General features: G+C 62.1%; 15 protein-coding genes and 1 pseudogene. 10 read left to right on the top strand and 6 right to left on the bottom strand.

Annotation, left to right across the window (positions count from 1 at the left end; genetic code table 11):
- Positions 1-449 precede the first annotated feature (449 nt).
- The 4 genes from UCMB321_RS14885 to UCMB321_RS14870 form a co-directional block, all read right to left on the bottom strand.
- Entirely contained in the window at positions 450-1,676 is a 1,227-nt protein-coding gene (locus tag UCMB321_RS14885) for a D-amino acid dehydrogenase (RefSeq protein WP_040068077.1), read from the bottom strand.
- 161 nt (positions 1,677-1,837) lie between these two features.
- Positions 1,838-2,152 (bottom strand): AzlD domain-containing protein, encoded by a 315-nt coding sequence (locus UCMB321_RS14880; protein WP_209437178.1) that lies wholly within the window; start codon positions 2,150-2,152, stop codon positions 1,838-1,840.
- Positions 2,152-2,850 (bottom strand): AzlC family ABC transporter permease, encoded by a 699-nt coding sequence (locus tag UCMB321_RS14875; RefSeq protein ID WP_040068073.1) that lies wholly within the window; start codon positions 2,848-2,850, stop codon positions 2,152-2,154. Before UCMB321_RS14875 ends, UCMB321_RS14880 begins: the two co-directional genes overlap by 1 nt.
- A 143-nt stretch (positions 2,851-2,993) precedes the next feature.
- Positions 2,994-3,650 carry a ribonuclease T2 family protein gene (locus UCMB321_RS14870; RefSeq protein ID WP_040068070.1) on the bottom strand — a complete coding sequence of 219 codons (657 nt, stop codon included), beginning with the start codon at positions 3,648-3,650 and terminating at the stop codon, positions 2,994-2,996.
- Positions 3,651-3,845: 195 nt separating this feature from the next.
- Here UCMB321_RS14870 and UCMB321_RS14865 point away from each other — a divergent pair, with 195 nt between their 5' ends.
- Complete coding sequence (locus tag UCMB321_RS14865) at positions 3,846-4,670, top strand: aspartyl/asparaginyl beta-hydroxylase domain-containing protein (RefSeq protein ID WP_040068068.1); 825 nt, start codon at positions 3,846-3,848, stop codon at positions 4,668-4,670.
- 90 nt (positions 4,671-4,760) lie between these two features.
- Here the strand turns inward: UCMB321_RS14865 and fabV are convergent, their stop codons facing one another.
- Positions 4,761-5,957 carry an enoyl-ACP reductase FabV gene (gene fabV, locus UCMB321_RS14860; protein WP_040068065.1) on the bottom strand — a complete coding sequence of 399 codons (1,197 nt, stop codon included), beginning with the start codon at positions 5,955-5,957 and terminating at the stop codon, positions 4,761-4,763.
- Positions 5,958-6,279: 322 nt separating this feature from the next.
- Between fabV and UCMB321_RS14855 the strand changes: the two genes are divergently transcribed.
- The 4 genes from UCMB321_RS14855 (at position 6,280) to UCMB321_RS14840 (ending at position 10,459) form a co-directional block, all read left to right on the top strand.
- Positions 6,280-7,020 (top strand): response regulator, encoded by a 741-nt coding sequence (locus tag UCMB321_RS14855; RefSeq protein WP_040068063.1) that lies wholly within the window; start codon positions 6,280-6,282, stop codon positions 7,018-7,020.
- A complete protein-coding gene (locus UCMB321_RS14850; RefSeq protein ID WP_040068061.1) occupies positions 7,017-8,330 on the top strand; it encodes a sensor histidine kinase in 1,314 nt (437 codons plus the stop codon). Before UCMB321_RS14855 ends, UCMB321_RS14850 begins: the two co-directional genes overlap by 4 nt.
- 175 nt (positions 8,331-8,505) lie before the next feature.
- Complete coding sequence (gene ppnN / locus UCMB321_RS14845; protein ID WP_040068059.1) at positions 8,506-9,879, top strand: nucleotide 5'-monophosphate nucleosidase PpnN; 1,374 nt, start codon at positions 8,506-8,508, stop codon at positions 9,877-9,879.
- Positions 9,880-10,117: 238 nt separating this feature from the next.
- Entirely contained in the window at positions 10,118-10,459 is a 342-nt protein-coding gene (locus UCMB321_RS14840) for a type II toxin-antitoxin system HicB family antitoxin (RefSeq protein ID WP_040068080.1), read from the top strand.
- Positions 10,460-10,488: 29 nt separating this feature from the next.
- Here UCMB321_RS14840 and tam read toward each other — a convergent pair whose 3' ends face one another.
- Positions 10,489-11,253 carry a trans-aconitate 2-methyltransferase gene (gene tam / locus UCMB321_RS14835; protein ID WP_040068057.1) on the bottom strand — a complete coding sequence of 255 codons (765 nt, stop codon included), beginning with the start codon at positions 11,251-11,253 and terminating at the stop codon, positions 10,489-10,491.
- A 103-nt stretch (positions 11,254-11,356) separates the two neighbouring features.
- Here tam and UCMB321_RS14830 point away from each other — a divergent pair, with 103 nt between their 5' ends.
- The 5 genes and pseudogenes from UCMB321_RS14830 (at position 11,357) to UCMB321_RS31430 (ending at position 14,529) form a co-directional block, all read left to right on the top strand.
- On the top strand, positions 11,357-12,280 hold the full coding sequence (locus UCMB321_RS14830) for a LysR family transcriptional regulator (RefSeq protein WP_040068054.1): 924 nt from the start codon (positions 11,357-11,359) through the stop codon (positions 12,278-12,280).
- A gap of 327 nt (positions 12,281-12,607) precedes the next feature.
- On the top strand, positions 12,608-13,483 hold the full coding sequence (dapA, locus tag UCMB321_RS14825; protein WP_040068052.1) for a 4-hydroxy-tetrahydrodipicolinate synthase: 876 nt from the start codon (positions 12,608-12,610) through the stop codon (positions 13,481-13,483).
- 65 nt (positions 13,484-13,548) lie between these two features.
- Positions 13,549-13,923, top strand: a complete 375-nt coding sequence (locus UCMB321_RS14820; protein ID WP_040068050.1) for a DUF2784 domain-containing protein — start codon at positions 13,549-13,551, stop codon at positions 13,921-13,923.
- A 278-nt stretch (positions 13,924-14,201) separates the two neighbouring features.
- Positions 14,202-14,330 (top strand): annotated as a pseudogene (locus tag UCMB321_RS31435) (ribonucleotide-diphosphate reductase subunit beta); the annotation flags it as partial.
- A 1-nt stretch (position 14,331) separates the two neighbouring features.
- Positions 14,332-14,529 (top strand): FAD-dependent oxidoreductase, encoded by a 198-nt coding sequence (locus tag UCMB321_RS31430; protein WP_040068048.1) that lies wholly within the window; start codon positions 14,332-14,334, stop codon positions 14,527-14,529.
- Positions 14,530-14,848 lie beyond the last annotated feature (319 nt).

Below are 14,848 nucleotides of genomic sequence, written 5' to 3'. Positions count from 1 at the left end.
GACATCTGGCGTGGCCGTGTCACGAAACCTGCCCGGCCCTCCCTCCCCTCGTCGCGGCCCCTCCTGGAGGCCCCAGCCATTGCCATTTCCAGCGTAACCTCCCCCTGTGCCAGAACCGAAGCTCTGTGGTCTTCCCGCAATGATATACAAGGGCTTGATTTCAAAAGCTTGTCCGGCTACATATCTCTCGTCCGCCATCTCAAGTCTCCACTTAACCAGTTGGAGTGCTTACTGTCGTTTACTCCGACAGCGGGAGATGCAAGAAGAGAACTTGTCTTTTGACGGGAATAGCGCTTTATCGTGTAAGGCAACAGCTACACGCTTACTATCTCATGTAGGAGTTGGCTTGCCGGCGATGAGGCCCGTAAGTCCTGCATCGACTATCAGGACGCCATCGTCGGAACGCCGCCCGCAGCAAGCTGACTCCTACAAGGAGGCAGCGGCAGCCCTCAGCCGGCCGCGTGTTCGACCAGCCGCACCAGTCGCTGTGCACTGCCAAAGGCCAGGGTCATGCCCAGTGCACCATGCCCAGTGTTGACGTACAGGTTGCCTGCCAGGCGTTCCAGCACAGGCCTGCCGGTGGGCGTCGCCGGTCGCCAGCCGCTCCAGGGCTGGCAATCGTCGGTATTCCAACCATCACCGAACAACGCCTCGGTCGAGGCCTGCAACTGCTCGATCCGCGCCGCCGGAATCGACGCATCCATCCCGCACAACTCCACCATTCCCGCGACCCGCAGGCGGTCACCGATGCGGGCGAACACAGTCTTGCGGCGCATATCGGTGATGCTCACCGTCGGCGCCCGGGTGTGCTCGGTAATCGGCAGGGTAATGCTGTAGCCCTTGAGCGGATACACCGGTAAGCGACTCCCCAACTGCGCCAGCAGGCCGGTGCTGTAGGCGCCCGCCGCCAGCACCACCGCCTCGCTGTGCAGTACTTCGGCCCCTTCCTGGGCATGCCTCAGGTTCAGGGCGGTGATCCGCCCACCACGGCGCTGGAAACCTTCGACCTTGCGGTCGAACAACAAGCGCACGCCCTCGCCGGCCATGATCCGGGCCATTTCGCGACACAGCTTGAGACCATCCACCGCGCACTCGCTGTCGGTGTGAATCGCGCCATGAAACGCCGACTGATAGCCGGCCAGCGCCGGCTCGATCGCCACCGCCTCGCTCGCGCTGACCACCTGTTGTCGCGATCCCAGGCCCGCCTGGAAACGTAGCTGGTTCTGCGCCTTGTCCAGCCCTTCGGCATCCGGGTACAGCACCAGCTTGCCGGTGCGGGTGAAATCGCAGTCCAGGGGCTGCGCCTGCATGAACGCCTCCAGGGCCAAGCGGCTCTCGGTCGCCAGCGCCAGCAACTCCACCGTGGTCTGGCGTGACACCGACGTCCGGCAAGCGGCCAGGAATTCCATGCACCAGCGCCATTGTTCCGGGCTCCATTGCGGGGTGAAGCGCAAAGGCCCGCTACGGTCGAGCAACAGCTTCGGGATACCCGGCAACAGCGACGGATCGGCCAGCGGTTGCACATAGCTGTAGCTCAGCTGCGCGCCGTTGCCAGCCACGGCGCCCATGCCGGGTCCGGGCGCCTGGTCGACAACCGTGACGCGATGCCCGGCCCGGTGCAGGAACCAGGCACTGCTCAGGCCGACGATGCCCGCGCCCACTACGCAAATCTCCATCACACCGCCTCCTTGCCCAGGGCCCAGCCGCTCAGACTCAACCGGTGCAGTCGGTCCGATGCTGATAGATCGGAGTCATTATGCGGCGCATGACCAGGCACTCAAACTACCGGTGGGCCATACCCCGTTCAAATAACCCGCATCAGCGACTCAGCTCGCTATCACGCCAACCACCAGCGCAACAGAAAGAAGAACGCCATGCTCAGCAGCATGCTCAGCAAGGTGTTGCGGGTGTAGATCACCAGGCCGATGGCCACCAACGAACTGATCAGGTACGGATTGTCGTACTGCAGGTTCAACTGGTGATCGGGCATGAACACGATCGGCCCGCAGATCGCCGTGAGCATGCCCGGCACGGCAAAGCCGAGGAACTGCCGGGCGTTGCTGCTCAAGCGCACCGGCAGGCGCGGTTCGAGAAACACATAACGGTTGAGGAACACCAGCAAGCCCATGCCGACTATCACCGCCCAGACGATCATTCGCGCCCCCGATACAGCTTGTTGCAGACAAACCCCGCCGCCATCCCCGCCAGTCCCGACAGCACCAGCGCCGAACCCCAGTGCCAGTAGCTGAACAGCACCGAACAGAACAACGACACGGCTACACAGACCACCGTCGGCACATTGCGCACCACCGGGGTGATCAAGGCGATAAAGGTCGCGGCGATGGAGAAATCCAGCCCCAGGTGCTCAAGACCGGGAATGCTGCGGCCCAGCACGATCCCCGCCAGGGTGAACAGGTTCCAGGCGACATAGAACGTCAGCCCCACCCCCAGTGCATACCAGCGGTTGAACTGTTGCTTGTCGTGCTGGCTGGTCAGGGCGAACAACTCGTCGGTGAGCAGGAAGCCCAACCCGAGCCGCCAACGGCCGGGCAATGGGGAAATCACCGAGCGCATGCTCATGCCATAAAGCAGGTGCTGCGACGTCAGCAAGGCGGTGGTGAGCAGGATCGAGAAGATCCCGGCGCCGCCCTTGAGCATGCCGATGGCCACCAGTTGCGCGGCCCCGGCAAACACGATGCTGGACAAGCCCTGGCCCTGCAGGGGCGTCAGGTCGGCCTCGATGGCCATGGAGCCGGCCAGCAATCCCCAGGGTGCGGTCGCCAGGGACAGCGGCATGATGGCCGCGGCACCGCGCAGGAAGGCAGTGCGAGGTAACAGATGATCGGACATAGGACTCGGGCACAAGGAAAAAGACGCCGACTTTGCCAGCCCGTAGCGCTTCTGTCTTGAACATTTGTGCACGACCGCGCACCTGAGCCCTGGCCCCGGTGGCAGCGCGTCGAGTCAAACGCTGCCCAGGCATCCCGGACCGATCAGCGAATCGGCGGCACGCGTACCGGCCCTTGTCGGCACTGATTCCTGACACCCTTGCCACACTCGCCGAAGCCCAGGTCCTTGGTCAGGCACACCCGCACCTCGGCCAGTTCAGGTCCGCTGCAGCGCACCGTCACCCCGCCCTCGAGCATCCCTGGATTGCTCTGCCGGAACAGTTGGACGATCTGCTCGGCGGAATATTCGCGTGGTGTCGTCGAGGGTTGCAGGGCCTCGGGAACCACGACCGCTCCCAGTGCCTTGTCGGCAGCCTTCAAGTAGCCCGAGGCGCCCAGGCCACTGCAGGTGCCGTGCTTGTTCCACTCATGTTCCAGCAGCTTGCCGGAGGGAAACAGACCGAGGCCCTTCTGCCGCTCCTGCTGGGTCAAAGGCGTCAGCGGCGGGCAGGATTGCGGCCAACCGCCCTTGGCATATTGCGGCCACAAGCCATGGAGCACAAAGCCGTAGCCCTTCCCGCTGCACTGCTGAGCATTGGCATGGGTCAGACAGAAGGTCGGCGACCAGGACAGGGTCAGCAGGTAGTAATCGAAGACGCCCGCCACCGACTCCGTCTGCGGCCTCGATTGCCGGGCTTCACTCACACCTGCATAGCCCATCGTCAAGACAATGAGCAATGCGACTACAGAAGATAATTTCATTGGTTTTCCGATTCCTTCAGGCGCCATCATGGCAATTAACGCAGCACAACCATGGCGTCAGATTGATATCCGGCTCTAACAAAAACTGTTAATAGCCACTGCAAAACAGTAACATTCAGCACTTTTTTCAGGCTTTACCGCGCCGTCCCGGCGCACGCCACCCGTGACAGTAGTCGCTCCAGGGAGCAGTGTTTCATGAGTACTCGCACCATCCGCAAGAAAGCCGTCTCCGTCCTTTGGGTCCTGGCCGTGCTCTTGCTGATCTACAGCTTTCCGAAAACCATCCTCGGCTTTCTGCTTCTGGTCGGGGTCTGCGGCATCTATGACTTCCTGCGCAACGGCATCTACACCGCCGAGCTTGCGAAGAAGTACTTTATCGGCAACGGTCGCAACACCTGGGTGCTGTCGCCCTTCAACTCGTTGTTCGACCTGATCAGCAAGCCCAACCGCGGCGTCTACCGGATGCAGGACCTGCCGCAAGACTGCCAGCGCGACCTGCAGCAGGTCATCGACAAGGCAATGAGCCACAAGGACGAAATCATCGAGTACCTCGACTCGCGGATGGCGGAAAACCGGCGCGGCATGCTGTTCTTCCAGTGGTACGGGCGCAAGATCGACACCGAACTGGACATCTCCGAACTTCAGCAGAAGTTCCCCTACGTCAAGACCGTGGGCGTGTCGGTGTTCAATGAAAACCGCTCGACCTCCTTCCACTTCGGCCCGTTGCGCATGATGTTCCGTGTGCTCTACAACATGGCCCCGGCGCCGCACCATGAAGGCGTCTACATCCAGTGCCGGAAACAGAAACATTACTGGCACGACGATCCGCTGTTCATTTTCGACGACACGCTGCTGCACGCGTCCTTCAACAAGAACGACGCCAAGCGTTACTGCCTGTTCATCGACATCGTCCGCCCGTCCTACGCACCGTTCATTCTCAACGGCGTAATCTCGGCGTTCGCTGGCGCGGCGTTCACCTTGCGCCGGGTCTTCTACAAGAACTGGAAAGTCATCGAGTAACAACAGCCAGGGTTGCGCAGCGTCTTCGACGTTGCGCAATGCAGATCCCCCGGCAGGCGCTGGATGACCAGCCCCTGCCGGGGTCCTGACTCAAGCCTGGATCAGATTGACGATCGCCACGTCCGGGCTGACGTCGGCATCGTAATCCACACCTTCGACCCCGAAACCGAACAGACGCAGGAACTCGGCCTTGTAGCCGGCAAAGTCCGTCAGTTCGTTGAGGTTTTCAGTGGTCACCTCATCCCACAGCTTCGCCACCTGCTCCTGGACCTGCGGCTGCAGCTCCTTGTAGTCGGCACGCAGGCGGCCTTCTTCGTCGAGGATCGGCGTCGGCGAGTACAGGCTGTCCTTGTACAGGCCGTAGACCTGCTCGATGCAGCCTTCGTGGGTGCCCTGCTCCTTCATCACCTTGAACAGCAACGACAGGTACAGCGGCATGATCGGGATCGCCGAACTGGCCTGGGTGACCACGGCCTTGAGCACCGAAACCCGCGCGTCGCCGCCTTTGGCCGCCAGACGCTGGCGAATCTTCAGGACTTTCTGGTCCAGGTCCTTCTTGGCCGCGCCAATGGAGCCGTTCCAGTAGATGTCGTGGGTCACCTTTTCACCCAGGTAGGTGAACGCAGTGGTTTTCGCACCGTCCGCCAGCACGCCGGCTTCGTCCAGGGCGTCGATCCACAGCTGCCAGTCTTCGCCACCCATGACCTTGACGGTACCGTCGATTTCTTCCTGGGTCGCTTCGGCCAAGGTGGTCACGTTGACCTCTTCCTTGTCGGTGTTCAGGCCACGCTGGGTGACCGACTTGCCGATCGGCTTGAGCGTCGAGCTGTAGACTTCACCGGTTTTCGGATCGGTACGACGCGGTGCCGCCAGGCTGTAGACCACCAGGTCGATCTTGCCCATGTCGCGCTTGATGGTCTCGATGGTCAGGCGCTTGACTTCATCGGAGAAGGCATCGCCGTTGATGCTCTTGGTGTACAGGCCCTTGGCTTCAGCGAACTTGTGGAACGCGGCGCTGTTGTACCAGCCGGCGGTGCCGAGCTTGCCTTCGTCGCCTTCGCGCTCGAAGAACACACCGAGGGTATTGGCGTCGCAGCCGAAGGCCGCGGTGATGCGTGCCGCCAGGCCGTAGCCGGTGGAAGCACCGAGCACCAGGACGTTCTTCGGTCCGTCACTGACCGGGCCTTGCTGGGTGACGTAGTCAATCTGTTGCTTGACGTTGGCTTCGCAACCCACAGGATGGGTGGTCACACAGATAAAGCCACGAACGCGTGGTTTGATGATCATAAGGTTCCCTTTTCTCATAGGCCGATATCGACACCGATGGTAAGCAGCGTCGCGGATTCTAGTCATAGACGTTCAAAAAGCCGAGGCGTCACTGCTTTTACAACACAGGCCCCTGTGGGGAAAGCAAAATCCCTTGCCTTGTATCGCCCGGACCTTGATCAGCCGACGAGCGTGCAACATTCCGGCGCCCCTCTGCGCCAGGTGTTTTTGCATTCCCATGTATCCGTAGCCCGCCAGATACACTGCAATACAAAGGCCCGATGCCATCCGCCGCCGCCCTCGCTAGACTGTGCCCTGAACCTACACTGATGGAGCCTGGCCCATGGATCATGTCGATCACATCCTGATCGTGGACGATGACCGCGAGATCAGAGAGCTGGTGGGCAACTACCTCAAGAAGAACGGCCTGCGCACCACCGTGGTCGCCGACGGCCGGCAGATGCGTGCCTTCCTCGAAACCACGCCGGTGGACCTGATCGTGCTGGACATCATGATGCCCGGCGACGACGGCCTGCTGCTGTGCCGCGAATTGCGCGCCGGCAAGCACAAGAACACACCCGTGCTGATGCTCACCGCGCGCAGCGACGAAACCGACCGTATCATCGGCCTGGAAATGGGCGCCGATGACTATCTGGTCAAACCCTTCTCCGCCCGCGAACTGCTGGCCCGGATCAACTCGGTGCTGCGCCGCACCCGGATGCTGCCGCCCAACCTGGTCGTCACCGAGAGCGGCCGGCTGCTGGGTTTCGGTCGCTGGAAACTCGACACCAGCGCCCGTCACCTGCTGGACGAAAACGGTACCCTGGTGGCCCTCAGCGGCGCCGAATATCGCCTGTTGCGGGTGTTCCTCGATCATCCGCAGCGGGTCCTGAACCGCGACCAGTTGCTCAACCTCACCCAGGGCCGCGACGCCGATCTGTTCGACCGCTCCATCGACCTGCTGGTCAGCCGCCTGCGCCAGCGCCTGCTGGACGATGCCCGCGAGCCGGCCTATATCAAGACCGTGCGCAGCGAAGGCTATGTGTTCTCGCTGCCGGTGGAAATCCTCGGTACGCAACCATGACGCCGTCCCTGCGCTGGCCGCGCACGCTGGGCTCGCGATTGTCGCTGATCTTCCTCGGCGGATTGATCCTCGCCCAGGCACTGTCTTTCGGCGCGCAGTCCTACGAGCGCTATCAAAGCGCCAGGAGCGCCATGCTCGGCAACCTCGAAACCGATGTCTCGACCGCCATCGCCATCCTTGAACGCCTGCCGGCGAACGAACGCGAAAACTGGTTGCCACGTCTTGAGCGGGGCAACTACCGCTACCTGCTGGGCGACGGCGAACCCGGCACGCCCATGCGACCGGACGAAGTGCCGATCGCCGTCCCCTCGCTCGAAGAGGCCATTGGCCGTGACTACCCACTGACCTTCAGCGACATTCCCGGCCCGCGCAAACACTTCCAGGCCCATCTGAAACTGCACGACGGCAGCCCGGTGACCCTCGACGTCACCCCGTCGATCACGCCCATGTCGCCCTGGCTGCCCTTTGTATTACTGGGCCAGTTACTGCTGATGCTCGGCTGCGTCTGGCTGGCGGTGCGGATTGCCGTACGCCCGCTGACCCGCCTGGCCCATGCCGTGGAACACCTCGATCCCAATACCCACGGCGTGCCCCTGGACGAAACCGGCCCGACCGAAGTGGCCCACGCGGCGGCGGCCTTCAACGCCATGCAGGCGCGTATCGCCGCCTACCTCAAGGAGCGCATGCAACTGCTGGCGGCGATTTCCCATGACCTGCAAACCCCCATCACCCGCATGAAGCTGCGGGCCGAGTTCATGGACGACTCGACCGAGAAGGACAAGCTCTGGCAGGACCTGGGCGAGATCGAACACCTGGTTCGCGAAGGCGTGGCCTATGCCCGCAGCGTGCACGGCGCCACCGAAGCCAGTTGCCGCATCGACCTGGACGCCTTTCTCGACAGCCTGGTGTTCGACTACCAGGACACCGGACAAGCCGTGGAACTGATCGGCAAGAATGGCATGCTGATCGACACCCGCCCCCATGCCCTGCGGCGGGTGCTGGTCAACCTGGTGGATAACGCACTGAAATTCGCCGGGCAGGCGCAGATCGTGATCACCACCCGGGAAAACCGGCGCCTGTCAATCCAGGTCCTGGATCGTGGCCCGGGGATCGCCCAGGCTGAGCTTGCGGAAGTCCTCAAGCCCTTCTATCGCGTGGAAAACTCACGCAACCGCAGCACTGGCGGAACCGGACTGGGCCTGGCCATCGCCCAACAACTGGCCATTGCCATGGGCGGGACCCTGACCCTGAGCAACCGTGAGGGCGGTGGCTTGTGCGCGGAGCTCGAGCTGGATAGCGACGCGAGTTGAGCACTGACGACACGTCTACGGGTTTCGCGGCGCGTTAAAATCCTGCAAGCTGAACCGACCGGCACCAACCACCTGGGTGCCGATTTAGCTATGCTAGAACCACGCGTGCGCGCGAAGCCTTTCTGGTGCGGCCGGCGCCTTGTGGCCCGGTGGCATCGCCTTGATGGAATAAAGCATGACCCAACGATCGGTAATCAACGCCTCGGTTAGCCCCAAGGGCAGCCTCGAAACCCTTTCCCAACGTGAAGTGCAGCAACTGAGCGAAGCCGGCTCCGGCAGTATCTACACACTGTTCCGCCAATGCGCCCTGGCCATCCTCAACACCGGCGCCCATGTCGACAATGCCAAGACCATCCTCGAAGCCTACAAGAGCTTCGAGATCCGTATTCACCAGCAGGATCGCGGCGTACGCCTGGAACTGCTCAATGCCCCGGCCGACGCCTTCGTCGACGGTGAAATGATCGCCAGCACCCGTGAAATGCTGTTCAGCGCCCTGCGCGATATCGTCTACACCGAGAACGAGCTGGAAAGCCAGCGCATCGACCTGGAAAGCTCCCAGGGCATCACCGACTACGTCTTCCACCTGCTGCGCAACGCCCGCACCCTGCGCCCTGGCCTCGCGCCGAAAATGGTGGTGTGCTGGGGCGGCCACTCCATCAGCAGCGGGGAATACCAGTACACCAAGAAGGTCGGTCACGAACTGGGCCTGCGCAGCCTGGATATCTGCACCGGCTGCGGTCCCGGCGTGATGAAGGGGCCGATGAAAGGCGCCACCATTTCCCACGCCAAGCAACGCATCACCTCCGGCCGCTACCTGGGTCTGACCGAGCCGGGCATCATCGCCGCCGAGGCACCGAACCCGATCGTCAACGAACTGGTGATCATGCCCGACATCGAGAAACGCCTTGAGGCGTTCGTGCGGGTCGGCCACGGCATCATCATCTTCCCGGGCGGCGCCGGTACGGCCGAAGAGTTCCTCTACCTGCTCGGCATCCTGATGCACCCGGACAACCGCGACCTGCCCTTCCCGGTGATCCTGACCGGTCCGCGCAGCGCAGAAGCCTACCTTCAGCAACTGAACGACTTCGTGGTGGCGACCCTCGGCGAGGCGGCGCAGAAACACTACGAAATCATCATCGACGACCCGGCCGAGGTGGCCCGGCAGATGGCCCAGGGCTTGAAGGAGGTCAAGCAGTTCCGCCGCGAACGCAACGACGCCTTCCACTTCAACTGGTTGCTGAAGATCGACGGCGGCTTCCAGCGCCCGTTCGATCCGACCCATGCCAACATGGCGAGCCTCAATCTCAGCCGCAACCTGCCCGCCCACGAACTGGCGGCCAACCTGCGCCGGGCGTTTTCCGGGATCGTCGCCGGCAACGTCAAGGACAAGGGCATTCGCCTGATCGAGGAGCACGGCCCCTACGAGATCCACGGCGATGCGGCGGTGATGCAACCGCTGGACAAGCTGCTCAAGGCCTTCGTTGCACAACACCGCATGAAACTCCCCGGTGGCGCGGCCTATGTGCCTTGCTATCGCGTGGTGAGCTAAACCCGCCACAACGATCTGTTTGTACCCGTCGAGCGGGTGCAAACAGATCGCCCTCCTGCGTCCGATACACAGTGCCTGTAGGCCTCGTCCCCAAATCACCTGGGAAACGTAAGCAGGCCCAAAACCTCCATTGAAGTCCCCGGCAAAACCCTTCAATCTTGACCCACAACATCAGTGCAACTATATTTAGTTGCAGCAAGGAGGCTTGGTGTCCAAGAATGAAAAGAGGACTGATTTCGTGAGTAATCAGCTGCACTACAAAGGCTATTACGGCTCCATCGAAGCCAGCGTCGAGGACAACTGCCTGTTCGGCAAGCTCCAGTTCATCCGGGCGTTGGTGAGTTATGAGGGGCAAACCGTGGCGGAACTGGAAGCGGCGTTCAAGGCCGCCGTCGACGACTATCTGGAGACCTGCCGGGAGTTGAAGCAGGCCCCCGAAATGCCGTGCAAGGGTTCGTTCAACGTACGCGTGGGCCACGACCTCCATCTGGCCGCCGCGCTGACCGCGACACGCCAGAAAGTGACCCTCAACGACCTGACCCGCCAGGCGTTGAGCGAGTATCTGCTGCAGCACGCCTGATCGACTCGGGCCGAGGCCCTGAGCAGGTTTCAGCGAGTCGCGACCACAAACAACCTGGGAAACGGCAACAGCACCGTTCCATCGGCGAGCGCCGGATAGGCCTCGCTGACCGCCGCCAGGTAAGCCTCCAGAAACGCCACCTTCTGACCCTCGTCCAACGGTGCCAGGTACGGCCGTAGCGCCGAGCCCTTGAACCACTCCACCACCGCAGCGTGACCACCGGACAATGGATGGTGATAGGTGGTGCGCCAGACATCCACGTGGCTGCAGTGCGGGCGCAACAGCTCATAGTAGAAGGTCGCGTCGTGCCGTGGCGGATGCCGCACCGTCGCGATCTTGTCGGCCCACGGACCGTTGGCGGCTACTTCACGCGCCAGCCGGTGGGACGGCTCCTGCAGATTGTCCGGGGTCTGCACCGCCAGGCTGCCACCGGCTACCAACTTGCTGACCAGATGGGGGTAAAGCGTCGCGTGATCCGGCACCCATTGCAGAGAGGCATTGGCCAGGATCACATCGAAGGCCTGGTCCGGGTTCCAGGTGGCGATATCGGCCAGTTCGAAATTCAACGCGGGCAAGCGCGCCCGGGCACTGACCAGCATGTCGTCGGAACTGTCCATGCCGGTGACCCGCGCCTCGGGAAAACGCTGAGCTAGGACCTCGGTGGAATTGCCCGGGCCACAACCCAGGTCGACGGCCACGCGGACCGTTCGCGTGGGGATGGCGGCCACCAGATCGCGGACCGGGCGGGTGCGTTCTTCTTCAAATGTCGAATACTGCTTGGCTGACCAGGTCATCACGCGTCCTCTTGTGTGTAGGGAGTGAGCACAAGCCTAGGTTTTGCACGCCATGATGACAAATGCTAATAATGACAAGCTGCCATACTGAAAAGGTATTGAAATGCTTGAGCTGCGTCGCTTGCACGCGTTTGTCGTGATCGCCGAAGAAGGCCATATCACCCGGGCGGCGGAGCGCCTGCACATGCAGCAGCCGCCCCTCACCCGCCTGTTGCAGAAGCTCGAGGCCGAGATGGGCGTGCCGCTGATGGAGCGCTTGCCGCGCGGTGTTCGCCCGACCACGGCGGGCCTGGCACTGCTTGAGGAAGCTCGTGCCGTGCTGGCGCGGGCCGAGGGCGTGACCGAGGTGGTGCGCCGCGCCGCCCGTGGCGAACAGGGGCGGCTCGGCGTCGGCTTCACCAGCTCGGCGGCGTTGCATCCGTTTGTGCCGGGCGTGCTGCGGCATTTTCGCGAGGCTTTTTCCGGCGTGTCGGTCGCCTTGGAGGAAGCCGGTACTGGCGAGCTGATGGATGCCCTGGTGCACGAGCGCCTGGATGCGGCCTTCGTGCGCTCGCCCTTGAGCGGCACACCGACCTTGCAGGCCGAACCGATCCTGGTCGAACCGATGCTGCTGGCGCTGCCGATGGATCATCCCCTGGCACAGGACACCCGCACACCACTGCCCTTGTCCGCGCTCGCGGGCGAAGCCTTTGTGCTGTATCGACGCCGGGTGGGGCTGGGACTTTACGACGCCATCCTGGTGGCGTGCCGTGAAGCCGGTTTCAGCCCACAGGTGATTCAGGAAGCCCCGCGCATGGCCGCCACCTTGAGCCTGGTCGCCGCAGGCCTGGGGGTTTCCATCGTCCCCGCCTCGATGCAGCGCCTGCGTGGCGATGGAATCGCCTATCGCGCGCTGTCGCAGTGTCCGGGGCTGATCGCACCGTTGCACCTGGCAACCCGCGTGGGAGATAGCTCATCGGTGCTGCGGCGGTTTCGGGAATTGGTGATCGAGGCGGCGGTGGCGGAGAATCAGTCAGACCGGACCTGAAGACGTCGGAACCTCCAATTAACAGGCATCGGCAATTGACAAACCCTTCGCCAGCTTTTAAAACTGAGCGCCTGATCCAGGGTGTAAACAAACATGTCCGCAACGCTCAACCTCATTGCTGTCGCCGTTGGCTTGAATGCCAAGGCAGCGGCGTGCGTTGCGTTTGCCCCTAAATCGAAGAAACAGTCGCTCATGTGACCGGGGCGCGCTGTCCCGTCAGATGAGCTGACAGGACATTGAGCGCGACGACGGGTCACCCCTCCTCCTCCCCAACTTCCTTCTATGCTTCTGACGGTGACGACACGGTCAACCATCAGGAGAAAGTGCATGTCATCGTTTCAAGGTATCTGGGTTCCCCTCGTCACGCCGTTTGTGAACCAGGCCATCGATTTCGTCGGTTTACGGCGCCTGGTCACGCATCTGCTGGATAGCGGCGTCGACGGCATCGTGGTCTGTGGCACCACCGGGGAAGCCGCCGCACTGGGCAAACATGAACAACTGGCGGTGTTGGATGCCGTGCTGGAGCTGGTCCCGCCGCAACAGGTGGTGATGGGCCTGGCGGGCAACAACCTCAGCGAGTTGCTGCAGTTCCAGAGCGAGATACTCAAGCGTCCACTGGCCGGCCTGCTGGTGCCCGCGCCCTATTACATCCGCCCCTCCCAGGCCGGCCTGGAAGCCTTTTTCAAGACCGTCGCCGATACCTCCAGCGTACCGATCATTGTCTACGACATTCCCTACCGCACCGGGGTGAGCTTCGAGCAGGCGACCCTGCTCAGGATCGTCGCCCACGAGAATATCGTCGCCATCAAGGACTGCGGCGGCAACCTGGGCAATACCCTGGCGTTGCTGGCCAGCGGTAAGGTCGATGTGCTGTGTGGCGAGGACAACCAGATGTTCAATGCGATGTGCCTCGGCGCAACCGGTGCGATTGCCGCCTCGGCGCATATCCATCCCGAGTTGTTCGTACAACTCCACCGGCAGATCCAGGACCAGCAGCTCGCAGCTGCCAGGACGACATTCTTCCAACTGACACCGCTGATCCAGACCCTGTTCGTCGAGCCCAATCCCGGCCCGGTGAAAACCGCCCTCGCCCTTCAAGGACTGATTCGTGACGAACTGCGCGCACCGATGCAAACCAGCAGTGAAACCACGACCCAGCGCCTGAAAGACATCCTCGCGACGCTCAAGCACAACGCCCGGTAGAGGCCGGACCGCCCACCCGAGTAGGATGTCCGGACTTACCCCATGGACCTGCCAAGGAAGTCGAGATGTTCTACCGGATAGCAGCCGACGGGCTGGTGTCGTTTCACCTGCTGTTCATCCTGTTTGTGCTGTTTGGCGGGCTGCTGGTGCTCAAATGGCGCCGATTGATCTGGCTGCACCTGCCCGCCGCGACCTGGGGCGTGGCCGTGGAAGTCTTCCACCTGGAGTGCCCGCTGACCCGTTGGGAAAACCTCTTTCGCCAGGCCGCCGGACAAGGCGGTTATGGCGAAGGTTTCATCGAACACTACCTGATTCCGCTGATCTACCCCGCCGGGCTGACGCCAACCATACAACTTGGCCTGGGCGCCCTGGTGGTGCTGCTCAACCTCATGGTCTACCTGCGCCTGTTCAAGACCCGTCGCCCGAAAACCGCCCTCTAGACACCTCGCCGAGGGGCTGCGACGAAACAGCGCGTTGCCGTTCCTCGGATTGACCACCTGAGAAAACCACCATATAGTGTGCTAATATTAAATAAAAAACACTACATGATGTGCCAAACCTCTCCTACCGGCACCTCTCATCGCCCTGGGATACCAGGGTTTTTCGATGCCTGCTTATGCCGTGAATCCTGTTGAACGGGAGCTCTGAACACGTGTCTACCTGCCTGACGAAAAGGCAGTGAACCAGGCCTACAAACACCCCACACAAGGAATATCCGATGCTCAGCTGGGACGAATTCGACAAGGAAGAAGGTGAAGTCGCCGTCAAGGGCGCCAACGCCGGCCACGCCACCGAAGCCAACCTGGACCGCCTCGACAGCGCCGGTGGCGCCGCGGCCCTGGAAGCCGTTGTTCGGTGATGGTTGGAATACCGACGATTGCCAGCCCTGGAGCGGCTGGCGACCGGCGACGCCCACCGGCAGGCCTGTGCTGGAACGCCTGGCAGGCAACCTGTACGTCAACACTGGGCATGGTGCACTGGGCATGACCCTGGCCTTTGGCAGTGCACAGCGACTGGTGCGGCTGGTCGAACACGCGGCCGGCTGAGGGCTGCCGCTGCCTCCTTGTAGGAGTCAGCTTGCTGCGGGCGGCGTTCCGACGATGGCGTCCTGATAGTCGATGCAGGACTTACGGGCCTCATCGCCGGCAAGCCAACTCCTACATGAGATAGTAAGCGTGTAGCTGTTGCCTTACACGATAAAGCGCTATTCCCGTCAAAAGACAAGTTCTCTTCTTGCATCTCCCGCTGTCGGAGTAAACGACAGTAAGCACTCCAACTGGTTAAGTGGAGACTTGAGATGGCGGACGAGAGATATGTAGCCGGACAAGCTTTTGAAATCAAGCCCTTGTATATCATTGCGGGAAG

Source organism: Pseudomonas batumici, assembly GCF_000820515.1.
Taxonomy (GTDB): domain Bacteria; phylum Pseudomonadota; class Gammaproteobacteria; order Pseudomonadales; family Pseudomonadaceae; genus Aquipseudomonas; species Aquipseudomonas batumici.
Note: the sequence above shows the minus strand (reverse complement) of the source record. Positions and strands in the feature narration are given on the sequence as shown.